Source organism: Streptomyces sp. NPDC090022 (genome assembly GCF_044748145.1).
GTDB lineage: Bacteria > Actinomycetota > Actinomycetes > Streptomycetales > Streptomycetaceae > Streptomyces.
In genome coordinates, this window is sequence record NZ_JBIVFN010000008.1 from 127,365 (window position 1) to 151,974 (window position 24,610).

Below are 24,610 nucleotides of genomic sequence, written 5' to 3' on the forward strand. Positions count from 1 at the left end.
CACGGGCCGGGCACGGCGGGGCCCCGGCACGGCCACGGCTCCGGCACGGCCACGGCCCTGCGGGGCCGTGGCCCTGCGCGGTGATCAGCCCAGGGTGACGTTGTCGACGGTCCAGTACCAGTTGTTGTTGCCGCTGTAGCGGAAGCGGACCTGGACGTCGGTGGCACCGGCCGGGACCTGGAGGCTGATGGCCTCGCCCTTGGCTACGGCGTCGGCGGTGTAGTTCTTGACCACCGTCGGGGTGCCGCCGTTGTAGGAGACCAGGACCTGCGCGGTCTGGCCGGCCTCCTGGCGGTAGTGGGTCTGGTAGCGCAGCGTCGCGACGGAGCCGCCGGCGACCGCCCACTTGGGCGTGATCAGCGTGGAGTCGAAGGTGCCGGTGTGGCTCTTGTCGTCCCACTCGTCGGAGTCGGCGACGGCGAAGACGTCACGGGAGCGGACGTTCAGCTCGCGCCACTGGTCGCGCTGCGCCTGGCTCCAGAACTCGTCGGTCGCGAACGCCCAGCCGGCCCACTCGGTGACGCCGCCGGTGCCCATCTTGGAGTTGTCCACCGACCAGCCGGCCGGCGGGGTGTGCGTGAAGCCCTTGACCCCAGCGGGTATGCCCGTCTCGTCCACGCGCGCCCGGAGGGCCGGGCGCAGGGCGTCGAAGGGGTCGCTGTCGGGGGCGTTCAGCGGTACGCCGTCCAGGCCGGCCGTGGAGACGCCGACGTGCTGGAGCGCGGTCGCGGCGACGTCGACGAGACGGACGTCGTCACGGACCGAACCGGCCGGGATGCCCGCGCCCTTGGCGATGACGAACGTGCCGCGCTCGGCGATGGAGGAGCCGCCGTGACCGCCGGAGCCGGTGTGCCCGTGGTCGGTGGTGACGAGGATCTTCCAGTTCTCCTGGGCGTACGTCGGACGCTGCTGGACGGCGGTGAGCAGCTGGCCGACGAGCGCGTCGACGCGGGCGATGGCGTCGAGGTACGCCTGGCTGCCGGCGCCGCTGGAGTGGCCGGCGGCGTCGACCTCGCCGAAGTAGACGAAGGAGGCGTCCGGGTTGCCGGTGCGCAGCTCGGTGGCGGCCGCGGCGGCGATCTTCGGGTCCTCGTTGCGGTAGCCGTCGCGGTCGCCCTTGAGGGAGAGGCGCTTGTCCACCTTCGGAGAGAAGATCGGGCCGTTCTGGTCGGTGGAGGTGATGGGCTCCCAGTCGGCGGCCGCGTAGGTGTTGAGCGCCGGGTTGGCGTTCTCGACGCGCGTCAGGAAGTCCGGGTACGCGGTGTAGTTCTTGCCGGTGAAGGAGTTGTCCTTCACCCCGTGCTTGTCGGGCCAGACGCCGGTGGCGATGGTCGACCAGCCCGGGCCGGAGGAGGTGGCGCCCATGGGGTTGGCGTACAAGGTGCTCTTGGCCGTGAGGCCCTGAGCCATCAGACCGTTGAGGTGCGGGGCGTTGGCGGCCTTGACGCGGTCGACGACCACGCCGTCCAGGCCGATGACGAGGACCTTGTCGGTGTTCGCAGCGGCGGCAGCGGCAGCAGCGGCGGGGACGGCCGCGGTCGCGGCGCCGGCCGGGGCGGCGGCGACGGTGGCGGCGATCAGGGCGGCGGCCGAGGCGGTCAGGGCCACGGCACGGCGTCCGGGCAGGACAGGGGACACGTACTCCTCCTGGGAGCAGGTGGTGAAGGACGGGGGTGCGGGTGCGGCACGCGTTTGGTCCAGACCCGTTATCAAAGCGATGCACGGGCGACCGGTCCAGAGCATGTCCGGCCCGCATGGCCGCCCGGTTAAGAGCTGATTGCGCTCGCCCGTCGGCCTCCGGGACGCGAGCCGCCACCCCGCGTGAACGCGGCGGTGCCCCGCCGGAGGATCCGACGGGGCACCAGGAGAGGAGCGCGCGTCCAGCCCTTCAGCCCTTCAGCCATGCAGCCGTTGAGCCGTTGAGCCGTTGAGCGTGCCGGACGTCAGCTGCCCGTCGCGGCCTTCCAGGCGTCCACGTACGACGAGAGGTTCTTGTCGATGTCGGCCCAGTCGGGCTCGAAGATCTCGACCCCGCCCATCAGCTTGGTGAGTTCGACGGCGTTGGCGTCGGTGGGCTTGACGTCCGTACGCGCCGGGAAGCCGCCGCCGACCTCGCTGACCAGCTTCTGCGCCTCCTCGCTGAGCAGGTGGTCCAGGAGCTTCTTGCCGTTCTCGGAGTGCGGGCCGTCGGCCACCAGGCCGGCCGCGTACGGGAGGGCGAAGCTGGTGGGCTTGCCGCCGTCCTTGGCGGGGAACCAGATGCCCAGGTTCGGCATGGACTTGGACTGGGCGAAGTTCATCTGCACGTCGCCGTTGGCCACGAGCAGCTCGCCCTTGTCGGTCTTGGGCGCGAGCTTGCTGGTGGAGGAGGACGGGCCGACGTTGTTGGCCTGGAGCTTCTTCAGGTACTCCATCGCCGGCTCCTTGCCGCCGAAGTCGTGCATCGACTTGATGAGCACGGCGGTGCCGTCGCCCGCGACGCCCGGGGTGGAGTACTGCAGCTTGCCCTTGTACTTGGCGTCCAGCAGCTCCTCCCACGTCGTGGGCGCGGCGGGGAGCTCCTTCTTGTTGTAGATGAACCCGAAGTAGTTGTTGACGACCGAGGTCCACTTGCCGTCGGGGGCCTTGTCGGCACCGTTGACCTTGTCGGAGCCCTGCGGCTTGTAGGACTGCAGCAGCCCCTTGCCGTCGGCCTGCTGGATGAACGGCGGCAACGTGATCAGTACGTCGGCCTGGGTGTTGGTCTTCTCGCGGACGGCGCGCTGCACCATCTCGCCGGAGCCGCCCTCGACGTACTTCACCTCGATGCCGGTCTTCTTGGTGAAGTCGGCGAAGACCCGGTCGTACCAGCCGTCGCCCTTGTCGCTCTTGAGGCCGTCGGCGCTGTAGACGGTGACGACCTTCTCGCCACCGCCCTTGGACTCGGCGGAACCGGAGGCGTCGGACGAACCGCCGCAGGCGGTGAGGGAGGCGGCCAGGGCGAGGCCGCCGGAGAGGGCGGCGAGGGGGCGGACGTAACGGGGCATGGCGTGGAGCTCCTCGGGACAGGGACTGCGGGGAGATGCGGGGCGGCGGGGGGGGTGCCGGGTACGGCTGGGGAGCGGCTAGCGGTAGGTGGCTCGGGTGCGGATACGGGAAACGGCCAGCAGGACGAGCAGGGTCGTGGCCATCAGGACCACCGCGACGGCGGAGCCGCTGAAGAGCGAACCGCGGTCGGTGGCAGTGAAGATACGGACCGGCAGCGGGAGCCAGTCCGGCGGGTAGAGCATCATCGTGGCGCTCAACTCGCCCATGGACAGGGCGAAGCAGAGTCCGGCCGCCGCCGTGAGGGACGGCAGCAGGAGGGGCAGCTTGACCCGCCACAGCACGTACGCGGGACGGGCGCCCAGGGACGCCGCCGCCTGCTCGTACGCGGGATCGAGACGGACGATCGCGGCCGACACCGACTGGTAGGCGAACGCCGTGACAAGGATGGTGTGCGCGAGGATGACGATGCTGCTGGTGCCGTTGAGCAGCAGCGGAGGCCGGCTGAAGGCGACGAGGACGGCGAGGCCGACGACCACGGACGGCACGGCGACCGGCAGCATGAACAGGGCGTCGAGCGTCCGCTTCCCGCGCTTCCTCAGGCCGGCGGCCGCCAGGGCCGCCCAGCTGCCGACGGTGAGGGCCAGCACGCTCGCCACCACGGCCGTCACCAGGCTGGTGGTCAGCGCCTCCAGGGACTCGCCGCGGACGGCCGCGGCGTAGTGCTCGGTGGTCGGGTCGGAGGGGAAGGCCCCGGACCAGTGGCCGGCGAAGGAGGCCGCGACGACCACGAGCAGGGGCAGGGCGAACAGCGGCAGGAAGAGGACCCCGAAGACGCCCCAGGCGGCCCAGCGGCCCGCCTTGCTATGCACCAGCACGCTTGCTCACCACCCGGTAGAGGCCGAACAGGCCGACGGAGATCGCGATGTTGACGACGGCGACCACACAGGCGGCCGGGTAGTCGGATTCGAGGATGGCCTTGCCGTAGATGAGCATCGGGAGGGTCGTGACGCCCTTGGCTCCGGTGAAGAGGACGATCCCGAACTCGTTGAGGCACATGACCAGGACGAGGCTGCCGCCGGCACCGAGCGCGGGGAGTGCCTCGGGAAGGATCACCCGGCGGATGATCCGGCCGGGTCGCGCGCCGAGGCTGGAGGCCACCTCCAGTTGCGCGGTGTCGAGCTGGGAGAACGCGGCCAGGAGCGGGCGCATGACGAACGGGGTGAAGTAGGTGATCTCCGCGAGGAGGACGCCCCACGGCGTGGTCAGGAAGTGGAACGGGCCCTCGGCCGCGCCGGTGAGGTCGGTCCAGACCCCGTTGGCCATCCCGACCGTTCCGTAGATGAACAGGAGGGCGAGGGTGATGAGGAAGGAGGGGAAGGAGAGGAAGACGTCGATGAACTTGGCGACGGCCCGCGCCCCGGGGAACGGCACGAAGGCGATGATCAGCGCGAGGGTGAACCCGAGGACGAGACACCCGACGGTGGCGCCGACCGCCAGCCACACCGTGGTTCCCAGCGCGTCCCGGAAGGCGTTCGAGCCGAAGACGCCGGCGTAGGCGGAGAAGGCGCCACCGCCGTTGTCGGGGGTGAGGGACTGCTGGACGACCAGGGCGAGCGGGTAGAGGAAGACGAGGGCGAGCACGGCGAGCGGGGGCAGCGCCCACACCCAGCCCGGTACGCCGCGCGGGCCGCGGCCGCGGCCGGGGACGGGGCCCGGGGCGGGATCGGGGACGGCGCCCGGGTGGGCGTGCGGCCGCTCCGGGAGCGTGCGGGTGTCCGTGGCCGGACCCGTGGCCTCAGCCATGGGACACCCCGGCCGTCAGGAGGACGGCGTCGCGGGGTTCGAAGTGCAGGGTCACCTCGTCGCCCAGGGCCGGGGTCTCGCGCAGTTCGGGGAGGTCCGCCGTGACGCGGTGGCCGGCCACGTCGACGTACAGCCGGTGTGTCGAGCCGCGCCACTGGACCTCGGCGATGCGCCCGCGCAGGGCGTTGGGCCCTTCGCCCAGGGACAGCAGGTGCGGGCGTACGCACAGGGTGGCGCGCGAGCCGGGAGCGGCGCAGCCGACGTCGAGGGTGAGGGCGCGGCCCTCGAAGACCGCGCCGGAGTCCGCCACCGTCACGGGCAGGAGGTTGGCGTTGCCGACGAAGGACGCGGTGAACTCCGTACGCGGGGCGCGGTACAGCTGCTGCGGGGTGCCGCAGTCCTGGAGGCGGGCGCGGTCCATGACGGCGATCCGGTCGGCGAGCGTGAGCGCCTCGACCTGGTCGTGGGTGACGTAGAGAATCGATACGTCGGGCAGTTCGCGGTGCAGCCGGGCCAGTTCGGCGAGCATCCCGGAGCGCAGCTGCGCGTCGAGCGCGGAGAGCGGCTCGTCCAGCAGCAGCACGCCCGGCCGGATGGCGAGCGCGCGGGCGATGGCGACGCGCTGCTGCTGGCCGCCGGAGAGCTCGCGCGGGTAGCGCTTGGCGTACGCGCCCATGCCGGTCATCTCCAGGGCCTCGGCGACCCGGGCGGGGATCTCGGCCTTGGGGGCCTTCTGCGCCTTGAGGCCGAAGGCCACGTTGTCCTCGACCCGCATGTGCGGGAAGAGCGCGTACTGCTGGACGACCATGCCGATGCCGCGCCGGTGCGGCGGCAGCCCGGTGACGTCGCGGCCGCCGATCAGCACCCGGCCGGAGACCGGGGTGACGAAGCCGGCGACGGCCCGCAGCGCGGTGGTCTTGCCCGAACCGGAGGGCCCCAGCAGCGCCATGACCTCGCCCGGCTCGACGGTCAGGTCCAGGGAGTCCAGGACGGTCGTGCCGTGGTAGGCGACCGAGACCGCGTCGAAGCGGATGCCGCTCACGGCCGCTCCAGGAGGGTGGGCAACTGCGCGACGGAGTCGAGCACGTGGGTGGCGCCGTGCTCCTCCAGGGCCTGGCGGCCGTGCGCGCCGGTCAGCACGCCCGCGACCAGGCCGGCGCCGGAGCGGGTGCCGCTGAGCATGTCGTACGCGGTGTCGCCCGCGACGACGATGTCGCGCACGTCGTCCACGGCGCCGGTGCGCAGGAACGCGGCGAGCACCATGTCCGGGTACGGGCGGCCGCGGCCGCCGGCGTCGGCGGGGCAGAGGGTGAGGTCGGCCAGGTCCTGCCAGCCGAGGGCGTCGAGGATGGCGTCCTGGGTGACCCGGGCGAAACCGGTGGTCAGGACGACCGTGCGGCCGCCGGCGCGGAGCTTTTCGATGGCCTCGCGGGCGCCGGGGACCGGCTCGATCAGGCCGCCGTCGACGAGTTCGGCGTACGCCTGCTCGAAGGCGGTGTTGGCCTGCTGGGCGAGGTCCTCGGTGCCGAAGAGGTGGCGGAAGACCGAGATCTTCGACTCGCCCATGGTGTCGCGGACGTACTGGAGCCTGGCGTCGTGGTCGGCGGAGCCGGGCTCGACACCGAGGCGCTGCGCGGCGCGCTCGAAGGCGCGCTCGACGAGCCCGCCGTCGGCGACGGTGGTACCGGCCATGTCGAGGACGACGAGCGCGCGCCGGTTGCTGTTGCTGTTGCTGCTGTTGCTGTTGCTGTTGCTGTTGCTGTTGCTGCTGTTGCTGTTGCTGTCGTTGGTGGGGGTGTTGTCGCTCATGTTCTCTACCAGCCCAGTTCGTTCGCGGTGGTCTCGGCTATGGCGGGCGAGCACGTCATGCCGCGGCCGCCGGGTCCGGTCACCAGCCAGACGCCGTCGCGCACCTGCTGGCGGTGGACGACGCGGGAGGTGTCGGTGCACTGGGCGTACACGCCCGCCCAGCGGTGCTTGATCTTCGGCAGTGGGCGGCCCAGGAAGGACTCGACGACCTCGGTGAGGTGGTCGTAGGGGTCTTCGAGGGTGTCGAAGGCGAAGGGGTGCTCGTACTCGTGGGTGTCGCCGATGGTCAGACCACCGTCCAGGCGCTGGACCATGAGCAGCTGCATCTTGTGCGCGGCGGCGATCGGGGCCTGCGCCTGCTCGGCGTTGAGCGCGTCCAGGGCGGCGGACTTGTACGCCGGGTAGTAGCGGAAGCTGTCGGCGTCCGCGACCGAGGTGGTCAGGGCCTCGCCGAGGGGCTCGGTCTGCATCATCTGCAGGCGTACACGGCGTACGGGCAGGTCGGGGACCAGCTCGCGGACCAGGCCGGACAGCCAGGCGCCGGTGGCCAGGACGACCGCGTCGCCGCGGTGGACGTCACCGTGGTCGTCGCGGACCGCGGCGGCGCCGACGACCTCGCGCACCTCCCGTCCGGGCAGGAAGGTGTAGCGGCCGGTCGCCCGGAGGGCCTCGCGCAGGTGCAGCTGGGCGGTGCGCGGCTCGACGGCGGCGTCGCGCTCGCACCACAGGGCGGCCTCGAAGTCGCCGCGCAGGGCGGGGTTGACGGCACGCGCCTCGTCGGCGGTGACCAGTCTGTAGCCACGGGCAGCGGCGTCGGGGCGGGCGGTGGCCGCCTCGGCGACCGCGTACTCGCGGGCGCCCCGGACCGGGGTCAGCGATCCGATGGCGCGGAAGCCCAGGCCGGGGACCTGCTCACCGATCCGCTCCCAGAGCTCGCGGGCCCGCAGGGCGGTGTCGAGCTCCTCGCCCCCGGCCCGGCCACTGACCCAGATCTGGCCGAAATTGCGCAGTGAGGCGCCGCGCGCCTCGACCTCACGCTCGATCTGGACGACCTCGTGGCCGCGTTCGACTGCTTGCCAGGCGTGCATGGTGCCGACCACGCCGCCTCCGACGACTATGACTCTCACGTCGGCAACGGTGGTCGCGGTCCATGACCCGGAAAGGTCCGACGGGCAACGGAACGGTGAACGGGCCTCGACGGTTGGACTAGACCCGTTATCTTTTTGTGATATGCAGGTGCCCGGTTCGGGCGTGATGCGCAGGTGGAGCGGGGCGGGAGCGGGCTATTCGGGACGCAGGTGGGTCGTAAAGCTGAACCGATCACCACGGTAGAGCGAACGGACCCGCTCGAGGGGACGGCCGTCCTGGTCGCGTGAGAAGCGGTGGATGAGAAGCATCGGGAGGGCCGGCGGCGTACCGATGAGCAGTGCCTCGCGGGGGGTGGCGAGGACGGTCTCCAGCTTCTCGTCGGCGTCGCCGAAGCTGATGCCGAGGCTGTCCTTCAGGTAGAGGTAGAAGGAGGAGTCGGGCTTGAATTCGACGTCCAGGCGGGGGGCGCGGGCGACCCGGATGTAGGTGCTCTCCAGGCCCACGCGCTCGTCGTCGGCGAGCAGGACGCGCTCCATGTGCCAGACGGGCTCGCCGGGTTCGGCGCCGAGGGCGGGGGCGAGGTCGGGCGGGCAGGGGAACTGTTCCAGACCGATGAGGTTACGGCCGGGACGCCGGCCCTGGCGGCGTACGCCTTCGGTGTAGCTGGCCAGCGACAACGGCTGTTCCAGCTTGGGTCCGGCGACGACGGTACCGCGCCCGGAACGCCGGAGCCGGCCCTCGAGCAGCAACTCGCGCAGCGCCTGGCGCACGGTCTCGCGGGAGACCTCGTACCGCTCGGCGAGATCGCGCTCGGTGGGCAGCAGCCCCCCTTCGCCGAGCTCCTCGACGAGCTCGGAGATGCGGGCCTTGACGGCGTAGTACTTGGGGATGCGCCCGTGCTCGGGAATGCCGGAGCGGACGGGCGAGCCGGGGCGGTGCTGGGTCGGTTCTTCCACGGAGGGACTGTACGGGGGAAAGGGGACGGGGGCGGTGCGCGGGTTGCCGCACGGACTTGGATCAGGACTGCCGTCTCAGACGGCGGGCCGCGACGAGCAGGGCGGCGCCGGCGGTGGTGGCGGCGAGGGCGGCGATGCCGTATCCGGCGGCGGAGCGGCCGGTCCGGTCACCGGCGTGGCCGCCGGTATGGGCCAGCGAACCCGCGGCCTCGGACGGCTCCTGCAGTCCCTCGACGCTGAACCGGTACGCACCGGCCTCGCCGACCCAGTCGCCGTCGTCGCCCTTGCGCTGGACGAGGGCCGCGTCGGCGAGGACCTCGCCGGTGGGGGCGTCGGGGGCGAAGGCGAGGCGCACCTTGACGGTGACGGTGCCGCCGGGGCCGACGGAGAAGCCGGGGAAGGCGCTGCCGCCGTCGAAGACGGCGACGATCTCGTCGCGGTCGGTGCGTTCGAGGCTGACATGGAAGGGGCCGCCGGGGGCGTCGAACTCCATGCGCAGGTGGGCGGGGCGCAGCAGGCGGGCCTGGTCGGTGAAGACGACGACGGGGTGGATGGCCGTGCAGTTGCCGGCGGTCATGTTCGTCAGGTCGAGGTACCAGGCCTGCGGGTCGCCGCCGGTCCGGTAGACGGCGGGGCCGCCGCGAATGCGGGCACCGATGGGGAAGGCGGTGCTCCTGCCGTCCCCGCAGGTGGCCTTCGCGCGGGAGGGCAGGGCGGGTGCGGGCCGGGCGCCCGGCCCGCCGCCGGAGCCGGACCCGACGTCCCGGGTGGGCGGCGGTACGGGCAGGCTGGCAGCCGCGGCGGTGGCGGCCGGCGCGGCGACGGCGGCCAGGACGGCGGTGAGGGCAAGGGCTTTGCGTGCGCGCATGAAGGGCCTTCGCAGCTCGCCGGACGATGATCTGACGAGGTGACAATCACCCCGCCCTCCCGCACCCTCCCACGCCGGCCCGCGATCCCCCTCCAAGACGCCACCCAGCACCGCCCGGTTTACCCCCATTCAGCCGAAACCGTCAAGCGCACGGAGCCGCGGCGGCGGGGACGGGAGCTACACCCACCGTGCTGCCCGGAAGGCAGCCCACCCCCTCCCCTGGGCCCTCCGAGGCCCGGGGGCCGCGAGCCGCGAGGCCGCGAGGCCGCGAGGCCGCGAGGCCGCCAACGCAGATCGGTACGCCGTACCGGCCCGGCCCTCCGACGGCGCACGGCCACCCCGTGGCGTGCCACCCACACGGGACGTGCAGCCACCCCCACCGAACACCGGGCACCGGGCGCTGCCACCGGCACCAGCACAGGCACAGGGCGACGGGCGACGGGGCGACGGGGCGACGGGGCGACGGGGCGACGGGGCGACGGGGCGACGGGGCGACCGTCAATCCGCCCGGCGCCGCCCGCGGCCCACCGTCACCCCGCCCGCCCAAACAGCCGCGGCCCCAGCACCAGCTCCGCCGCCCCCTCCGCCACGCCGCCCCCCGCCAGGCCGACCGATGCCACCACCGGCCCCAGCGCCCGCTCGGCCAGCACCTGCCGTACCCCGGCGACGAACACCTCCGGCGCCGCCCGTACCACCCGCCCGCCCAACCGCACCCGCTCCACGTCCAGCAGCGCGACCAGGTTCGCCGCCGCCTCCCCCAGCACCCGCGCCGCCTCCCGGACATCCCCCCGCGCCACTGCCGCCAGGCACAGCGCCTCCACGCACCCCCGCGCCCCGCACCGGCACACCGGCCCGTCCAGCAGCAGCACCTGGTGCCCGAACTCCCCCGCCCCCGACCGCACCCCCCGGTACACCTCGCCGTCCAGGCACAATCCGGCCCCGACACCCGTCCCCACGTGCACGTACGCCGAGCTGCCCGAACCCAGCCCCGCCGCCCCGGCGTTCGTGTCCTTGTCCAGGACCACCGGCCACCCCAGCCGCCCCGCCAGCACCTCCCGCAACGGGAATCCCGCCCATGCGGGGAAACCCGTCACCCGCCCCAGCACCCCGGACTCCCGGTCCAGCGGCCCGGGCGCCGCGACACCCACCCCCACAACCGGCACACCACCCCCCGTCGCGGTCGCCGCCCCGGCCCCGGCCCCAGCCCCGGCCCCGGCCCCGGCCACCATCCCCGTCACCGCCCCCACCGCCGTCGGCGCCACCACACCCACCGCCCGCACGACCGCGTCGACGACCGCCGCCGGGCCCTCCCCCAGATCCAGGCCCCCGCGCCACTGCGACACCACCCGCCCCGCCAGGTCCACCCGCACCACGCGCAGCTCGTCCCGGTCCAGGTGCACCCCCACCGCGTACCCGGCCTCCGGCACCAGTCGCAGCAGAGTGCGCGGCTTGCCTCCCGTCGACGCGCCCCGGCCCGCCTCGGCCACCAGCCCCTCCGCCCGCAGCCGCGCCGTGATCTTGCTGACGGCCTGCGGCGTCAGCCCCGTACGGTCGGCCAGTTCGCCCCGGCCGACCCCCTCGGCCCCCGCGCCCCGCAGCAGATCCAGTACCAGCGCCTCGTTGTGGCTCCGCAGCGCCGGCAGATTGAAGCCCACGGCGCCGCCGCTCGCCCCGCCGTCCCCCGTACCGCCCCTGGCACCCCTCTTACCCCTGTTCACGCACCCATTCTCCCCCCTCCTTGCACTTCGGCAACACTGTTGCCAAAGTGGCGGTCATGAACGCCCCCTCCCGCCCCCTCCACGTCGACCCCCGCCACGTCGACCCCCGCCACGTCGACCCCCTCCGCGTCGGCCTCATCGGCTACGGACTCGCCGGCTCCGTCTTCCACGCCCCGCTCGTCACCGCCACCGCGGGCCTGGTCCTGGACACCGTCGTCACCTCGAACCCCGAGCGCCAGGCCGCCGCCCGCGACGCCCATCCGGACGTGACGATCGCGTCCCACCCCGACGAGCTCCGGGACCGCGGCCTCGACCTCGTCGTGATCGCCTCCCCGAACAAGACCCACGTCCCGCTCGCCACCACCGCCCTGGAAGCCGGCACCGCGGTCGTCGTCGACAAGCCGCTGGCCGCCACCGCCGCCGAAGCCCGAGCCCTGGCCGCGCTCGCCGACCGGAGCGGCACGTTCCTCTCCGTCTTCCAGAACCGCCGCTGGGACAACGACTTCCTCACCCTGCGCCGCCTCCTGGCCTCCGGCGAACTCGGCGAGATCCAGCGCTTCGAGTCCCGCTTCGAACGCTGGCGCCCGCAGCTCAAGGGCGGCTGGCGCGAGTCCGGGGCGCCGGAGGAGATCGGTGGCCTGCTCTACGACCTGGGCAGCCATGTCGTGGACCAGGCGCTGGTGCTCTTCGGTCCGGCGGTCCGGGTCTACGCCGAGGCCGACGTACGCCGCCCCGGCGCCGAGACCGACGACGACACGTTCATCGCCCTCACCCACGCCGGCGGGGTCCGCTCCCACCTGTACGTCAGTGCCACCACCGCCCAGCTCGGCCCGCGCTTCCGCGTCCTGGGCTCGGCGGCCGGATACGTCAAGTACGGCCTGGACCCGCAGGAGGCCGCGCTGCGCGAGGGCCGCCGCCCGGAACCGGGGCAGCCGTGGGGCGAGGAGCCCGAACACTGCTGGGGCCGCGTCGGCTCGGGCGAGTCCCCGCTGACCGGGGGCGGCCGGCCCGAGCCGACCGTCCACGGCGACTACCCGGCGTACTACGCGGCGGTCGAGGAGGCCCTGCGCACCGGCGGCCCGGCCCCGGTCACCGCGCACGAGGCCGCGGCCTGTCTGGCCGTACTGGAGGCGGCGCACCGCTCCTCCCGGGAGGGCGTGGCCATCACCCTCGACTGAACCGGCCGGACCGAACCAGCCGGACCGAACCAGCCGGGCGAAACCAGCCGGGCGAAACCAGCCGGGCGAAACCAGCCGGGCGGAGACGGGAGCTGGCGGGAAGCGCGCCGGAGCCGGACACGACACGACCCGCCACCGCACGGCGCCGGCCTTGAGACGGCGCCGGCGACCGCGTCGGCGACCGCGACCGCCACCCCCACCGCGCCGGCGGCTACGCGCTCTTGAACTCCTGGCGCTGCCGCCCGAGCCCCTCGATCGCCACCTCGACCACGTCACCGGCCCGCAGGTACGGCTTCGGCTCCGGCTGGCCCATCGCCACGCCCGCCGGCGTGCCGGTGATGATGACGTCGCCCGGGTGGAGCGTCATGAACTGGCTCAGGTACCGGACCACCTCGCCCACCGGGAAGATCTGGTCCGAGGTCTCGCCGTCCTGCTTGAGCTCGCCGTTGACCCACAGCTTCACGTCCAGGGCCTGCGGGTCCGGGATCTCGTCGGCCGTGACCAGCCACGGGCCGAGCGGGGTGAAGGTCTCGCAGTTCTTGCCCTTGTCCCAGGTGCCGCCGCGCTCGATCTGGAACTCCCGCTCGGAGACGTCGTTCACCAGCAGGTAGCCGCCGACGTGCGCGAGGCCCTCCTCGGCGGTGGCCAGGTAGCGGGCGGTGGCGCCGATGACGACACCCAGCTCGGCCTCCCAGTCGGTTTTCACGCTGCCGCGCGGGATCAGTACCGTGTCGTCCGGGCCGACGACCGTGTCGGGCGCCTTGAGGAACATGATCGGCTCCTCGGGCGTCGCCGCGCCGATCTCGGCGGCGTGGCCGTGGTAGTTCAGGCCGATGCCGACGATCTTGCCGATGCGGCCGACCGGCGCACCGGTGCGCAGCCCCTCGCCGTCGAGGACCGGAAGCTGCCCGGACTCCGCCGCGTCCCGCACCTGGGACAGCACGGACGCATCGGCGAGCAGTCCGCCGTCCACATCCGTGATCAGGCCCGACAGGTCGCGCAGGGTCCCGTTCTGGTCGAGCAGCGCGGGGCGCTCTGCCCCCACCGGTCCGACACGCAGCAGCTTCATGGGCATTCTCCCGTGGTCGAGGGTGGTCGGCGCGCGGGCATGCCCCGGGCCGGACGATGGGTTGCGGCCATCGGAGGATTGGCTGATCCTCCAAGAAGCCGGCCCAATCCGCAAGACCCTGTTCACAGACTGGAACGCACCGCAGCGCCGGCCTTCGCCTCCCCTCGGCTCGCCCGGTTCTTGCGCCACTCCAGCCAGATCCGCTCGACGACGGTCCACGCGGTGGTCGTGAGCAGGTAGAGCCCGGCCGCGAGCGGCACGATGGCAGCGGTGATCAGCGTCCCGAACGACAGCAGCGGCAGCACGCCGATCACCTTGCGCACGGCTTCCTCCTGCTCCGGAGTCGGCACCGGACCCGTACGGCCCGCGAGCGGCGACTTCCCGGCCGCGGCACCCTTTGCCCCACCTGCGACGCCGGCCCCGCCCCCGGCGCCCGCGATGCCCGCGACGCCGGCCGTGCGCGCCGCCCGGCGGCCCCGGACCGCGCTCCACGCCGCCACGGCGGCGATCGCCGCGAACAGCCCGAGGAACACCAGCCCCGACTCCCCGACCAGCCCGCCGTCCCCGAGGGCGTCCGCCCACCGGTCCCCGAGCGGCGCCGCGAACAGCTGGTGGCCGAGCAGTTCGTTGGCCGCGCCGCCGACCTCGGAGGCGGAGAAGGCCTGGTACATCACGAAGAACACCGGCAGTTGGAGCAGCACCGGCAGGCACCCGGCCATCGGGGTCGCGCTCCGGAAGGCGGCCCTGTTCAGGGGGTGCAGGACCAGCCGTACCAGCAGGGTGAACAGCACGATCGCCGCAGCGGTCGCGGACTGGGCCAGCACCGGCTCCAGCAACTGGGCCAGCTCGGCAACAAGGTGGGTGAATACGGACACGCGGGCCCTCCGAGGGGTCTCGTCGAACGTCGAAAACGGGTTTCGGCGTGACGACCCACGAGGGGCGACAACAGCGGTGTGAAGGGTGAGGAAGCGGGCTGAGCGCCCCTACGCGGCCGTCAGGACGGGACGACCGGGCGCCCTGGGACGCGACCTGCCCTGCGCGTCGGGATCGCGCTGCGGCAGGAACGCCGTGCGCTGCTCACGATCACGGATCGCGGTACGTATTCGATGCGGCGGCACGGGGCGCGCACCGCGCGCCGCGAAGGCGGCACAGGCCACCAGGGCCACCCCGGCGGCCGCGGTGGCCGCCACGGTCACGAGGGCCGCGAAGCCGCCCTCGCCGAACAGCGCCGCCGGCCCGAGCACCCCGAACACGCTCAGGAGCAGCACGGACACCCACATGTTCCTGCCCACAGGTGCCCCCTCCCGGCATCGGCAACGCAACGCAACGCAACGCAACGCGAACGCGCCACACGGCAACAACTCGCGATTCGAGTACGGATTCGATCCTAGCCACCGCCACCCGTCGACGGCCTCACTCTCAAGTCGCATCTTTCAGCGTCCCCCATACGACCAACCGGTACTTGGAGGTGTACTCGGGCGTGCACGTCGTGAGCGTGATGTACGCGCCGGGCTCGGCGTAGCCGTACCCGGGCTTCACCACACTCCGCGGTACGGGCGCGATGACGCCCGTGTCCCGTTCCGTGGTCTCCGGAAGCACCTTCCCGACCACGTACGTGAACCGCCTCCCCTTCACGTCGACCAGCAGCTCGTCCCCCGCCCGCAACCGGTTGATGTACCGGAACGGCTCGCCGTGGGTGTTGCGGTGCCCGGCCAGCGCGAAGTTCCCCGCGGCCCCGGGCGCCGCGGTCCCCGGGTAGTGCCCGGCGTACCCCTTGTCCAGCACCCCGCGCTTGCCCACTCCCTCGGCGACGGGCACGACCACCCCGAGCCGGGGGATGCGCAGCACGGCGTACGCCTGGTCCAGCCGCGGCGCCGACCCGCCCCCGGCCGGCTTCCCCCCACCGGGCGCCGGCCGGGCCGATGCCGTACCACCACCCCCACCCGCAGCAGGCACCTCCGGCACCTCCGGCACGACCGACGCACCCGCCGCATCCGGCACACCCGCCCCGCCGACACCCCCGGCCGACGCCCCTGTCCCGCCGGCCGCCCCGTCGGCCGTCCCGCCGGCCCACTCCCCCTCCAGCCCCCGCACCAACTCCCGCGCCCCGGCCGCCGCCTGCCGATTGGTCCACCACACCTGATGCACCACCAGCAACGCGACCACCACCCCCACGGTGGTGATCACCTCGGCCCCGACCCACAGCATCCGCGCGACCCGCACCCGCCATACCCGCACCGTGTGATCTCGCACGGCCCGCACCTTAAGTCCTCCCCCGTCAACTGACCAGCGGCAGTACGGTGTGAACCATGCGCCCCGACACGCCTGCCGAGCACATCGCCGAAGCCGAGCGCCTCATCCGCACGGCGACCCGCTACCCCGAGGACCAGGAGCCACTGCTCCTCCAGGCCGCGGCCCACCTCGAACTGGCCGACGCCCGGGACCGCGCCAGCGCCCTCTACGACCAGCTCCTGTCGGCCTCGCCCGCCAAGCCGCACCTGATCAAGGCGCTCCAGGCGGCCAACCTGTGGGAGTACGGACACGAGGCCGAGGCGCGCGCCCTCATCTCGGGCATCCGCGACGCGGCCCCGACCGACCCGGCCCCCTGGGAGGTGATCGCCGAGGCCCTGGAGACCCACGACGAACTCGACGCCTCCCACGAGGCCTTCACCCAGGCGGCCACCCTCCTGATCTCCGACGACGCCCCGCTGACCCCCGCCACCACGGCCCTGCTCACGGGCCGGCACCGGGTACGCCGCCTCCTCGCCCTCCCCCATGACGACTGGGACATGGTGGCCGACACCCGCCACACCGGCCCCATCCCGCTCGACGAGCTCCACGACCCCAAGCGCATCTGGGCCCTGGGTTCCAACGACCCGGCCGAACTCCGCGCCGAGATCGCCCGCCTGCGCGCCGAACTCGGCGACCGCCGCGCCGCGCTCTCCCGCCCGTTCCCCGTGGCCCTCCTGCACTGGCCGGCGGCGGAACTGGCCGAGCTCATCACCGCCTACCCCACCCTGAAGGCGGAGTACCCCTCCCACACGGCCCACCTGACGGAGATCGAGGCCTCCCTGCGCGCCCTGGCGGCCTCGGGCACGACGAACCTGGGCATCGTGACGGCGAGCGTCCCGTCGTACGAAGCCTTCGCGGCGTCCGAGAAGACCTCCCCGGCCTCCCCGTCCCTCCTCCCCGAGTACGCCACGACCCTCGCCGCCCGCGGCAAGGCCACCCCCTGGCCCCCCACCCCCACGGCCCCCTGCTGGTGCACCTCGGGCAAGCCGTACGCCCACTGCCACGGCGAGACATCACGACCGTGAGCCCCTGACAGGAAGGGCGCGGGCTACTCGCCGGTGGTCTCACCCCAGAGCTTGTCCCACCATTCGCGCTGGTAACGGGCGTATCCGGGATGGAGCCCGTGCCCCTTCTTCATCAGCAGCTTGGGCCGAGTCGTCCGAGGTTCTCCCTCGGGCGCGCGGTCGATCACCGACCAGTCGTCATCGAAAGAGATGGCTCCGAGGTCGAGGCGCACATGGCAGTTCGGGCAGAGGCAGAGGATGTTGCGCTCGACGTCGGGACCCCGGTGGGGCGCGGCAAGCGGCTTCAGGTGGGCGCCCTGGCTGTACGGCTTGGCCCCCGCGCCGACCAGCCGTATGCCGCAGGTCTGGCACTGGCCGTCGTAGAGCTCCTTGATGCGGCGGGCAGCGGCCGTATCGCGGATCATGCGCTGAACCTGCGTGGTGCGGGTCTGCGGGAACTTCTCCCCGTCACCGAATCCGAGCACTTCAGCTGCGGCAATCTCGATCTGCGTGAGCTCCTGCGCCGGCTCCGGCAGGCGCTCGAGGTCGAACTGACAGATCTCGATGGGCTCACCCGCCGGGCCGACGGCGTGCTGGGAGGTGGCGGTGCGGATCGCGGTAATCACGTACAGACCGTCGTAGCGGTAGCCGGACCTCGGCGAGTACCGGGCATCACCCTTGTGACCACGAAGGATGCGGATGGGGTGCTTCCGCTCCCAGCTGAGCTTCAGCGCGGCATTGTCGCGGTAGTCCCAACTCTGATTCTTCATGGGCTGCTTGGTTTCGGGGTGCTTCTCCGCGTCCGGCGAGGCTCCGGTGTAGCGGATCTGATGCCACGCATCGTCATCGTCGAGATAGCCGCCACTGAGGACGATCGCATCGGATACGTACGTGCCGTCTGCGTCCTTCAGCCGCGAGATGCCACGCATCGTGTCGCTGTGCAACGACGCGTCCCGGACGTCCGTCCGCCGCTCAAGCACGCGGCCCGGTACGACGCCTTCGATATGCCCGATGACTCTCTCTGCCTTCATCAGCTCACCCTAATCGTCGTGGTTCTCCATCCGGCAGACCTTTTCTGCCGCCTCCTGCCCTACAGCGGGAGGGCGAGTTGTTGGTGGCCGCGGGCCTGGGCTGTGGGGGGCGTGGGGCGGGTGGTGGTCAGGGTGAGGAGGGTGCGGAGGGCCGAGGTGACCTCCGTCGGGGTGTCGCGGAGGATCGAGGGGGTCGTGGAGACGACCAGGACGCCGTGGGCTTCGAGGTGGAGCCGGCGGCGGAGGGTGGCGTGCCAGGAGTCGCGCGTGTAGTGGTACTCCGCCGAGTCGATCTCCAGGGCCACGCCCTCGTCCGGCCAGTACGCGTCGGGGCTGGCCAGGAACGTGCCGTCCGGGGTGTGCAGGCGGGCGTTCCACAGGGGTTCGGGGAGGTCGGTGGCGGCCAGGGCGTCGCGGGCGTGGGCCTCGGCGATGGAGCGGACGCCGGCCAGGAGTTCGGCGGCGGCCGTGCGGACCGCGGGGCGGGCCAGGAGGCGGCCGGCGCGCAGTTCGGCGTACAGGTCCGTCGGGTGGCACCAGCCGGACTGGACGGTGTTGGCGAGGACCGAGCGGACCAGGTCGGCGTCGGGGGCGCCGGCACGTAGCGCGAAGTCGGCCGCCGCGCGCAGGGGCCGGGTGCAGGGGATGCCGGAGACGGACATGGTGGCCGGCCACCGGGTCGTCGGCAGGGGACGGACGCCGGGTTGGGGCTTCAGCCTTCGGGGCGCCCGGACCAGGACGTCGTGCGGCGCGGGCGGGGCGTCGCGGATGCCGAGCAGGGCGAGGGCCGCGCCGCCGGTGAGGGCCGCCGTGGCGCCGGAGAGCGGGTCGCCTGTGGGGTCCGCGGCGTACAGGACGGCGGCCAGGGCGCGTTGGTGGCGCGAGGGCGGGCCGGTCTGGAGGAGGTAGACGCGGGGCAGCAGGCGTTGCCAGGGGCCGCCGGGGCGGGTGCGGCGGGTGAGGGTGGCCGGGGAGAGGCCGGTGCGGAGGAGCTGGGGGCGGGTGGCCAGGTCGAGCTGGCGGTGGGTGGGGTGGGCGAGGTGGGTGGAGTGGGTGGCTTGGCGTGGTGCGGCTGAGGGGTTCATGGTCCGGCTATGCCCGCCGGAGGGTGCGGTGACGCTCAGTGACCGGGGCGATCGGTGCGATCCGGGTGATCGGGAGAGAGGAGGACGAGGACGCCGTTCTCGGTGCCGGGCAGCGGGGTGACCTCGTGCCAGCCCAGGCGGCGGTACGTCGCCACGGTGTCCGTGGCCTTGCGGGCGGTCAGCAGCCAGGCTCGCCGGCCGGGGGCATCGGCGGTGATCTCGGCGAGGAGGGCGCGGCCGGTGCCGTGTCCGCGGGCGTGGGCGCGGACGGCGAGTTCGTCGATCTCCAGGGCGCCGACCAGGAGTTGCCTGACGCGGTCGGGGCCGAGCTGGGCCGCGACGTGCGCGTACGAGCGGTCGGCGGGGAAGGGGTCGCGGGTCACCCAGGCGGTGGCGAAGCCGTCGATACCGGCGGCCGACTGGACGAAGGCGGTACGGAAGCCGGGGCGGCGGGCGTCGGCCTGGAGCCGGGCCCCGAACTGGCGAATGGTTTCTTCGTCCTCGTTCCACGGCGGGGCGGCGAAGACGTCGGCGTAGGCATCGACCAGCTCGTCCACGAGATCGAGGACGGCCGGTCCGTAGGAGATCACGATTGTCCGCTCCTGGTCGGGTTCTACGGTTTTCCGGGTTCTTGGCTGGAAGAGTGAATTTACGGGGTGCGGGTTCCGGAGGTGAGCGGATGGGCGGATCCGGCGAGTGTGCGACAAATCGCCTCTCCTGTCGTTGAACACCGCGTGGACCGACTGCTGCTCGGCGCCGGCGGCGCCGCCGTCTCCTTCCTGCTCGTCCTCGGGGGCGTGGCCCTGCTGCCGGACGCCCTGCGGGACTCGGTGCCCAACAGCGTGATCGGTGGTGTGGTGCTGGTGCTGGGGGTGGTGGGGGCGCTGAGGTTGGGGCGGCGGGCGCGTTAGCCTCGGGTCGGGCGCGGGTCGCAGGACGCGGCCGTCGCGCGTGCAGGTGTGGACTACGTACGGGGAGTTGGTCGGCGATGGCACAGGTACCGACGGCGGCGGTGGCTGCGGTGGGACTGGTCGGTGGGTACGCGGTCGCGCGGTGGACGCGGAAGCGGCCGCTGGGCGGGGTCGTCCTGGGCGCGGCGGGGGCCGTGGCCGGGCGGGATTGACGTCCGCCTCCCCGCGCTGAAGCACGGGGATTCCCCGCCTGCGGGTGGCCCTGTCGTATCGGGGCTGCCCGCTTCGGGTGGGTTCCTGGTTCCTCCCCACGTGGTGGGGGTTGTGCGCGCTGCCGGACTACGTCCGGTCTTACGTGCGCTCCGCAGGCGTTTACCTCGCTCGTTACCGAGAGAGGGCCCCTCGTCCGGGGGTGGGTGGTGATGTAGGTCAGGCTGCCGCGAGGGTGCGGCGGCCTTCGTAGAGGACGTTCCGGCCAGCATTCCAGTCCCGGTCATGAACGGTTTGGCAGGTGGGTTCGGCACAGGTCCAGGTGCGGACGTTGAGAGGCTTGGGGCCGTCGCGGTGTCCACAGGCGGAACATATCTGCGAGCTGGGGAAGGCGCCGTCGATCTTGGCGAAGGTGCGTCCGCGTCGTGCGGCCTTGTACTCCAGCATGGTCACGAACTGGGCCCAGCCCGCGTCGTGGATGCTCTTGGCCAGGCGGGTGCGTGCCAGTCCTCGCACGTTCAGGGTCTCGGTGTAGACGGCTTGGTTCTCGCTCGTCAGCTTGTGAGACCACTGATGGTGGAAGTTCCGGCGCGCATCGGCCACGGAGGCGTGAGCGCGGGCTACCTTGATGCGGGCCTTGTCCCGGCTGTTCGATCCCTTCGCCTTGCGCGACAGCTCGCGCTGCCGCTTCTTCAGCTTCTTCTCTGCCCGCCGCAGGTACTTCGGCGAGGCGATGTGCGTGCCGTCCGAGAGGACCGCGAAGCGGGTCAGCCCGAGGTCGATGCCCTGTTCCCCCTCGACCGGCGGGAAGAGGTCAGCGGCCGGGTCCGTGTCCACGACGAAGCTGGCGAAGTACCGGCCGGACCGGTCCTTGACCAGCGTCACCGACGTCGGGTCGGACGGCAGGTCACGTGTCCACTTCACCCGCACGTCCCCGATCTTCGGCAGGCGCAGCCGGCCGTCCTCGGTGACCGACCAGCGGTCGGAACGGGTGAAGCGGGCGGACTGCCGGTTGTCCCTCTTGGACTTGAATCGCGGGGGCTGGACCTTGGGCCCTTTGCGCTTGCCGGACTTGGAGTCCTCGTGCGCCTTCCATGCCGCGTCCAGGTCCCGAAGTGTCTGCTGGAGCACGCCGACCGGCGCGTCGGACAGGAAGGCCCGCTCCTCGGTCTTCTTCGCGACCGTCACGAGCGTCCTGGCCAGGTCCGCGTTCTTCGGCACCCGCAGGTACGGCCCCTGGGCGATCCGGTGGGACGGGTTGCCCAGCAGCTTGTTCGCCGCCTTCACCGGCTTGATCAGGGCCAGCGCGTCGTTCCAGACCACGCGACGGCATCCGAACACCCGGGCCGCGCTGATGCGCTGACCGGGCGTCGGGTAGACGCGGAACTGGTAACGAAGCTGCATGACCGCGATGCTACTACAGTTGGGTTATGGCTGAGTATGAGAACATCCGCACTGGTAGACACTGCACTTTCCTCATGCACGCCCACTTGGTTTTCGTGACCAAGTACCGGCACGGCGTCTTCACCGACACCCACCTCACGCGCATGGAAGAGATCATGCGCGCCGTCTGCGCCGACTTCGAGACGGAGCTCGTCGAGTTCAACGGCGAGGCCGACCACGTCCACCTCCTGGTCAACTTCCCGCCCAAGGTCGCCGTCTCCAAGCTGGTCAACAGCCTCAAGGGCGTCAGCTCCCGCAGGCTCCGCCAGGAGTACCCCGAGCTGACCCGGCACTACTGGCGGGCGCAACGACTGTGGGCGGGTTCCTACTTCGCCGGCTCCGTCGGCGGCGCTCCCCTCGCGACCGTCCGCCGCTACATCGAGCAGCAGAACCGACCGACCTGACCGTCAAGACAGAGCCGCAAAGAACTCCGGCGCTCCGCGCCTCCGCCCCGAGGACGCATTCCCTACCGCCCTGAAGGGCGGTACTCCCTGCGAGAAATCAGGTGGCGGGGATAGTGGGGGCGGCAGCCTGGGCCACCGTTGACCGGCGGGGCGTACGGGCGCAGGGCTGGGCTGGGCTGGGCTGGGCTGGGCTGGGGAACGGAACCCCCATACTCCGGCCCCGGCCCCACCGGCCCCCGCGGGGCCACCGGCCCAGGCCACCCAGAGCACCCAAGGCCCAGGCCACCCAGAGCACCTGAGGCCCGAGGTGGCCGGAGCACCCGAGGCCCGGACCACCCGCCGCCCAGAGCACCCGGAGCACCGGGGGCGGGAAACAGGAGCGTCGGGTGTGGGTGGGGCGTCGCGGGGCCGGGTGCGGGGGGTTATGCCCCCAGGGCCTTTGACAGCGTGTAGATCAGTAGGCCCGCCAGGGCGCCGACCACCGTGCCGTTGATGCGGATGAACTGCAGGTCGCGACCGATGTGGGCCTCGATCTTGCGCGAGGTGTGTTCCGCGTCCCAGCTCGCCACCGTGTCCGTGATCAGGGACGTGATCTCCGTGCGGTACGTCGTCACCACGTACACCACCGCGCCCTCGATCCAGCCCTCCACCTTCGACTGGAGGCGATCGTCCGTGGCCAGTCGGCGGCCCAGGGAGATCAGGGACGCCCGCACACGCAGGCGCAGTTCGCTCTGTTCGTCCTCCGCCGCGGAGATGATCATGGTGCGGATCGCCGTCCACGCCGAGGCGATCACGTCCTGGACCTCGTCCCGGGCCAGGATCTCCGACTTCAGGCGCTCCACGCGCACCCGCGTCCGGGTGTCCGACTGCAGGTCCGACGCGAAGTCGTGCAGGAAGCGGTCCACCGCGCCCCGCGCCGGGTGTTCCGGCATGTCGCGCATCTCCGTGACGAAGCGCAGCAGCTCCTTGTAGACGCGCTCGCCGACCTTGCGGTCCACGAAGCGCGGGGTCCAGCCCGGCGCACCCCCCTGGACCGCGTCCGAGATCGAGTCGCCGTGCGTGACCAGCCAGTCGTGGGCCTTCGCGCAGACCATGTCCACCACCCGCCGGTGGCCGCCGTCCGCGACGACCCGTTCCAGCGTCTTGCCGATGCCCGGCGCGATCTCCGCCGTCTCCGCGCGCCGCGTGATGGCCTCGCCGACCACCGCCTGGACGTCCGAGTCGCGCAGGACCGTCAGCGCACCCCGCAGCGCGGTGGCCAGTTCCGCCGTGACACGGTCCGCGTGCGCCGGCTCCGCCAGCCACGCGCCCAGTCGGCTGCCGATGCCCAGGGCGTGCAGGCGGTCGCGCACGACCTGCGGGGAGAGGAAGTTCTCGCCGACGAACTCACCGAGCGAAACGCCCAGCTGGTCCTTCTTGGTCGGGATGATCGCCGTGTGCGGGATCGGCAGGCCCAGGGGGCGGCGGAAGAGGGCGGTGACCGCGAACCAGTCCGCCAGTGCGCCCACCATGCCCGCCTCGGCGGCGGCCGCCAGGTAACCGGCCCAGGCGCCGGCCCCCTCCTGCTGGGCCCACTTCGCGAGGACGTAGACCAGCGCCACCAGCACGAGCAGGCCGGTGGCCGTCCTCTTCATGCGGCGTACGCCGCGGCGGCGTTCCTCGTCCGCCGCGTTGAAGACGAATGAGCTGGATGTCACGCGGGCCTGCCTTCCCCCGGGGGCGTCGTCGGGTTTGTCTGCATAGCATCCGACTCCCGGGAGGCCCCGAGAGTTCCCGACGGCTCCCGGCGCGTCGCCCCCGTCGCCCCGTCGCCCGGTCGTACGGCCGCCCCGTCGCCCCCTACAGCTCCTTGCGGGCCTTGCCCCCGCCCAGCCCCTTGCGTGCCTTCACCTTGATCTCCACCCCGCCCCAGAACGCCAGGCCCGTGATCACCACCCGCGGTGCCCCGGGATCCGCCGGTGACGGGCTGTCGCGCTGGTCGAAGGCGCCCATGATGCCGATGCCGCGCACGTCGACCTCCACCCCCGGCGGTACGACGATCTCGATGCCGCCCATGATCGCCACGCACGTGATCTCGACCTCGCGCTCGGCGAAGTTCGCCTCGCGCAGGTCGATCTCGCCGCCGCCCCAGAACGCCACCGCCGTGAACCGGCCCGGCACCGTCCAGTGCCCCTTGCGCTGGAACCCGGACATGATCGCCACGGCCCCCGAGGAGGTGCCCGCGCCGCCGATCCGGGCGGGCCAGGACGTGCCGGTGCCCGGCGCCGGCCGGTCGGCGGGCGGATAGGCCGCGGCGACCGCCGGGAGGTCGCGCGTCAGCGGTTCCAGTTCGGCGTACGTACGGGACGTGTACGCCGCCTCCAGCCGCTCCTCGAACTCGTCCATGTCGAGCCGGCCCTCGGCCACGGCGTCCCGCAGCCGCTCCACCACCCGCTCACGGTCCGCGTCCGACGCCCGCAGCGCCGGCCGCGGATCGGACGCCGGGGTGCTCCCCGCCGCCGGCTCCTTGCTCAGGTCCGCCTTGCGTGGCATCACCTCATCCGGGGCCGCCTCCCGCGGCTTCACCCCGTCCGGGGCCGTGTTCCGCGGGGCCGCCCCGTCCACGTCCGCCTTCTCCGGCAACGGCTTCTCCGGCCGCTCGTCACTCATGGGCACAGCCTATTCAGTACGCCATCCATGTCATACGACTTGATCGCGCGGAAACGCGCTCGGC

Annotated in this window: 25 protein-coding genes; 5 read left to right on the top strand and 20 right to left on the bottom strand. The window is 72.6% G+C overall.

Annotated elements, in window-relative coordinates; all coding sequences use genetic code 11:
- Nucleotides 1-84: 84 nt before the first annotated feature.
- From ACIPXB_RS17750 to ACIPXB_RS17795, 10 genes are all read right to left on the bottom strand, one after another.
- On the bottom strand, nucleotides 85-1,638 hold the full coding sequence (locus tag ACIPXB_RS17750; RefSeq protein ID WP_401450495.1) for an alkaline phosphatase family protein: 1,554 nt from the start codon (nucleotides 1,636-1,638) through the stop codon (nucleotides 85-87).
- Nucleotides 1,639-1,943: 305 nt separating this feature from the next.
- The gene (locus ACIPXB_RS17755; RefSeq protein WP_401450497.1) at nucleotides 1,944-3,026 is read right to left on the bottom strand and encodes a 2-aminoethylphosphonate ABC transporter substrate-binding protein; all 1,083 of its coding nucleotides are present in this window, start codon (nucleotides 3,024-3,026) and stop codon (nucleotides 1,944-1,946) included.
- A gap of 78 nt (nucleotides 3,027-3,104) precedes the next feature.
- Nucleotides 3,105-3,902 (bottom strand): ABC transporter permease, encoded by a 798-nt coding sequence (locus ACIPXB_RS17760; RefSeq protein WP_401450500.1) that lies wholly within the window; start codon nucleotides 3,900-3,902, stop codon nucleotides 3,105-3,107.
- Nucleotides 3,889-4,830 carry a 2-aminoethylphosphonate ABC transporter permease subunit gene (locus ACIPXB_RS17765; protein ID WP_401450502.1) on the bottom strand — a complete coding sequence of 314 codons (942 nt, stop codon included), beginning with the start codon at nucleotides 4,828-4,830 and terminating at the stop codon, nucleotides 3,889-3,891. Before ACIPXB_RS17765 ends, ACIPXB_RS17760 begins: the two co-directional genes overlap by 14 nt.
- Entirely contained in the window at nucleotides 4,823-5,872 is a 1,050-nt protein-coding gene (locus tag ACIPXB_RS17770) for an ABC transporter ATP-binding protein (RefSeq protein WP_401450506.1), read from the bottom strand. Before ACIPXB_RS17770 ends, ACIPXB_RS17765 begins: the two co-directional genes overlap by 8 nt.
- On the bottom strand, nucleotides 5,869-6,522 hold the full coding sequence (locus ACIPXB_RS17775; RefSeq protein WP_401450795.1) for a phosphonatase-like hydrolase: 654 nt from the start codon (nucleotides 6,520-6,522) through the stop codon (nucleotides 5,869-5,871). The genes ACIPXB_RS17770 and ACIPXB_RS17775 overlap by 4 nt, the downstream gene beginning before the upstream one ends.
- Before the next feature lie 122 nt (nucleotides 6,523-6,644).
- Nucleotides 6,645-7,766 (bottom strand): TIGR03364 family FAD-dependent oxidoreductase, encoded by a 1,122-nt coding sequence (locus ACIPXB_RS17780; protein ID WP_401450509.1) that lies wholly within the window; start codon nucleotides 7,764-7,766, stop codon nucleotides 6,645-6,647.
- A 156-nt stretch (nucleotides 7,767-7,922) separates the two neighbouring features.
- On the bottom strand, nucleotides 7,923-8,684 hold the full coding sequence (locus tag ACIPXB_RS17785) for a GntR family transcriptional regulator (protein ID WP_401450511.1): 762 nt from the start codon (nucleotides 8,682-8,684) through the stop codon (nucleotides 7,923-7,925).
- Between the two features lie 61 nt (nucleotides 8,685-8,745).
- Nucleotides 8,746-9,552 (bottom strand): hypothetical protein, encoded by an 807-nt coding sequence (locus ACIPXB_RS17790; RefSeq protein ID WP_401450514.1) that lies wholly within the window; start codon nucleotides 9,550-9,552, stop codon nucleotides 8,746-8,748.
- A 530-nt stretch (nucleotides 9,553-10,082) separates the two neighbouring features.
- Nucleotides 10,083-11,270 carry an ROK family protein gene (locus ACIPXB_RS17795; protein WP_401450516.1) on the bottom strand — a complete coding sequence of 396 codons (1,188 nt, stop codon included), beginning with the start codon at nucleotides 11,268-11,270 and terminating at the stop codon, nucleotides 10,083-10,085.
- A 56-nt stretch (nucleotides 11,271-11,326) separates the two neighbouring features.
- Between ACIPXB_RS17795 and ACIPXB_RS17800 the strand changes: the two genes are divergently transcribed.
- Complete coding sequence (locus ACIPXB_RS17800; RefSeq protein ID WP_401450518.1) at nucleotides 11,327-12,448, top strand: Gfo/Idh/MocA family oxidoreductase; 1,122 nt, start codon at nucleotides 11,327-11,329, stop codon at nucleotides 12,446-12,448.
- Nucleotides 12,449-12,659: 211 nt separating this feature from the next.
- Here ACIPXB_RS17800 and ACIPXB_RS17805 read toward each other — a convergent pair whose 3' ends face one another.
- The 4 genes from ACIPXB_RS17805 to ACIPXB_RS17820 form a co-directional block, all read right to left on the bottom strand.
- Entirely contained in the window at nucleotides 12,660-13,517 is an 858-nt protein-coding gene (locus ACIPXB_RS17805; protein WP_401450521.1) for a fumarylacetoacetate hydrolase family protein, read from the bottom strand.
- 122 nt (nucleotides 13,518-13,639) lie between these two features.
- A complete protein-coding gene (locus ACIPXB_RS17810; protein WP_401450524.1) occupies nucleotides 13,640-14,392 on the bottom strand; it encodes a YidC/Oxa1 family membrane protein insertase in 753 nt (250 codons plus the stop codon).
- 108 nt (nucleotides 14,393-14,500) lie between these two features.
- On the bottom strand, nucleotides 14,501-14,797 hold the full coding sequence (locus ACIPXB_RS17815; protein WP_401450798.1) for a DUF6412 domain-containing protein: 297 nt from the start codon (nucleotides 14,795-14,797) through the stop codon (nucleotides 14,501-14,503).
- A gap of 139 nt (nucleotides 14,798-14,936) precedes the next feature.
- Nucleotides 14,937-15,770: a class E sortase gene (locus ACIPXB_RS17820; protein WP_401450526.1), complete on the bottom strand. Its 834-nt coding sequence runs from the start codon at nucleotides 15,768-15,770 to the stop codon at nucleotides 14,937-14,939.
- Between the two features lie 56 nt (nucleotides 15,771-15,826).
- Here ACIPXB_RS17820 and ACIPXB_RS17825 point away from each other — a divergent pair, with 56 nt between their 5' ends.
- Entirely contained in the window at nucleotides 15,827-16,834 is a 1,008-nt protein-coding gene (locus ACIPXB_RS17825) for an SEC-C metal-binding domain-containing protein (RefSeq protein ID WP_401450528.1), read from the top strand.
- 23 nt (nucleotides 16,835-16,857) lie between these two features.
- Here ACIPXB_RS17825 and ACIPXB_RS17830 read toward each other — a convergent pair whose 3' ends face one another.
- The 3 genes from ACIPXB_RS17830 to ACIPXB_RS17840 are packed head-to-tail and all read right to left on the bottom strand — an operon-like array spanning nucleotide 16,858 to nucleotide 19,519.
- A complete protein-coding gene (locus ACIPXB_RS17830) occupies nucleotides 16,858-17,844 on the bottom strand; it encodes a YDG/SRA domain-containing protein (protein WP_401450531.1) in 987 nt (328 codons plus the stop codon).
- A 59-nt stretch (nucleotides 17,845-17,903) separates the two neighbouring features.
- Nucleotides 17,904-18,929, bottom strand: coding sequence for a hypothetical protein (locus tag ACIPXB_RS17835; protein WP_401450533.1), 1,026 nt, complete (start codon nucleotides 18,927-18,929; stop codon nucleotides 17,904-17,906).
- 35 nt (nucleotides 18,930-18,964) lie between these two features.
- Nucleotides 18,965-19,519 carry a GNAT family N-acetyltransferase gene (locus ACIPXB_RS17840; protein ID WP_401450535.1) on the bottom strand — a complete coding sequence of 185 codons (555 nt, stop codon included), beginning with the start codon at nucleotides 19,517-19,519 and terminating at the stop codon, nucleotides 18,965-18,967.
- A gap of 144 nt (nucleotides 19,520-19,663) precedes the next feature.
- Between ACIPXB_RS17840 and ACIPXB_RS17845 the strand changes: the two genes are divergently transcribed.
- Together ACIPXB_RS17845 and ACIPXB_RS17850 are read left to right on the top strand one after the other, a co-directional pair.
- On the top strand, nucleotides 19,664-19,840 hold the full coding sequence (locus tag ACIPXB_RS17845; RefSeq protein WP_401450538.1) for a hypothetical protein: 177 nt from the start codon (nucleotides 19,664-19,666) through the stop codon (nucleotides 19,838-19,840).
- Between the two features lie 77 nt (nucleotides 19,841-19,917).
- A complete protein-coding gene (locus ACIPXB_RS17850) occupies nucleotides 19,918-20,052 on the top strand; it encodes a hypothetical protein (RefSeq protein ID WP_401450829.1) in 135 nt (44 codons plus the stop codon).
- 217 nt (nucleotides 20,053-20,269) lie between these two features.
- On the opposite strand, the gene ACIPXB_RS17855 is transcribed toward ACIPXB_RS17850, so the two are convergent.
- Nucleotides 20,270-21,454, bottom strand: coding sequence for an RNA-guided endonuclease InsQ/TnpB family protein (locus ACIPXB_RS17855; protein ID WP_401450539.1), 1,185 nt, complete (start codon nucleotides 21,452-21,454; stop codon nucleotides 20,270-20,272).
- Between the two features lie 26 nt (nucleotides 21,455-21,480).
- Here ACIPXB_RS17855 and tnpA point away from each other — a divergent pair, with 26 nt between their 5' ends.
- Entirely contained in the window at nucleotides 21,481-21,897 is a 417-nt protein-coding gene (tnpA, locus tag ACIPXB_RS17860; RefSeq protein WP_401450541.1) for an IS200/IS605 family transposase, read from the top strand.
- A gap of 422 nt (nucleotides 21,898-22,319) precedes the next feature.
- On the opposite strand, the gene ACIPXB_RS17865 is transcribed toward tnpA, so the two are convergent.
- A complete protein-coding gene (locus tag ACIPXB_RS17865; RefSeq protein ID WP_401450543.1) occupies nucleotides 22,320-23,594 on the bottom strand; it encodes a DUF445 domain-containing protein in 1,275 nt (424 codons plus the stop codon).
- 142 nt (nucleotides 23,595-23,736) lie between these two features.
- Nucleotides 23,737-24,546 (bottom strand): DUF1707 domain-containing protein, encoded by an 810-nt coding sequence (locus ACIPXB_RS17870; RefSeq protein WP_401450545.1) that lies wholly within the window; start codon nucleotides 24,544-24,546, stop codon nucleotides 23,737-23,739.
- Nucleotides 24,547-24,610 lie beyond the last annotated feature (64 nt).

Bases quoted from the DNA above. Each gene is read 5' to 3' on its own strand.
- ACIPXB_RS17800 (WP_401450518.1), top strand. From the start codon at position 11,327: ATGAACGCCCCCTCCCGCCCCCTCCACGTCGACCCCCGCCACGTCGAC.
- ACIPXB_RS17850 (WP_401450829.1), top strand. From the start codon at position 19,918: ATGGCACAGGTACCGACGGCGGCGGTGGCTGCGGTGGGACTGGTCGGT.
- ACIPXB_RS17755 (WP_401450497.1), bottom strand. From the start codon at position 3,026: ATGCCCCGTTACGTCCGCCCCCTCGCCGCCCTCTCCGGCGGCCTCGCC.
- ACIPXB_RS17775 (WP_401450795.1), bottom strand. From the start codon at position 6,522: ATGGCCGGTACCACCGTCGCCGACGGCGGGCTCGTCGAGCGCGCCTTC.
- ACIPXB_RS17830 (WP_401450531.1), bottom strand. From the start codon at position 17,844: ATGAAGGCAGAGAGAGTCATCGGGCATATCGAAGGCGTCGTACCGGGC.
- ACIPXB_RS17855 (WP_401450539.1), bottom strand. From the start codon at position 21,454: ATGCAGCTTCGTTACCAGTTCCGCGTCTACCCGACGCCCGGTCAGCGC.
- tnpA (WP_401450541.1), top strand. From the start codon at position 21,481: ATGGCTGAGTATGAGAACATCCGCACTGGTAGACACTGCACTTTCCTC.
- ACIPXB_RS17805 (WP_401450521.1), bottom strand. From the start codon at position 13,517: ATGAAGCTGCTGCGTGTCGGACCGGTGGGGGCAGAGCGCCCCGCGCTG.
- ACIPXB_RS17870 (WP_401450545.1), bottom strand. From the start codon at position 24,546: ATGAGTGACGAGCGGCCGGAGAAGCCGTTGCCGGAGAAGGCGGACGTG.
- ACIPXB_RS17815 (WP_401450798.1), bottom strand. From the start codon at position 14,797: ATGTGGGTGTCCGTGCTGCTCCTGAGCGTGTTCGGGGTGCTCGGGCCG.
- ACIPXB_RS17790 (WP_401450514.1), bottom strand. From the start codon at position 9,552: ATGCGCGCACGCAAAGCCCTTGCCCTCACCGCCGTCCTGGCCGCCGTC.
- ACIPXB_RS17765 (WP_401450502.1), bottom strand. From the start codon at position 4,830: ATGGCTGAGGCCACGGGTCCGGCCACGGACACCCGCACGCTCCCGGAG.
- ACIPXB_RS17825 (WP_401450528.1), top strand. From the start codon at position 15,827: ATGCGCCCCGACACGCCTGCCGAGCACATCGCCGAAGCCGAGCGCCTC.
- ACIPXB_RS17835 (WP_401450533.1), bottom strand. From the start codon at position 18,929: ATGAACCCCTCAGCCGCACCACGCCAAGCCACCCACTCCACCCACCTC.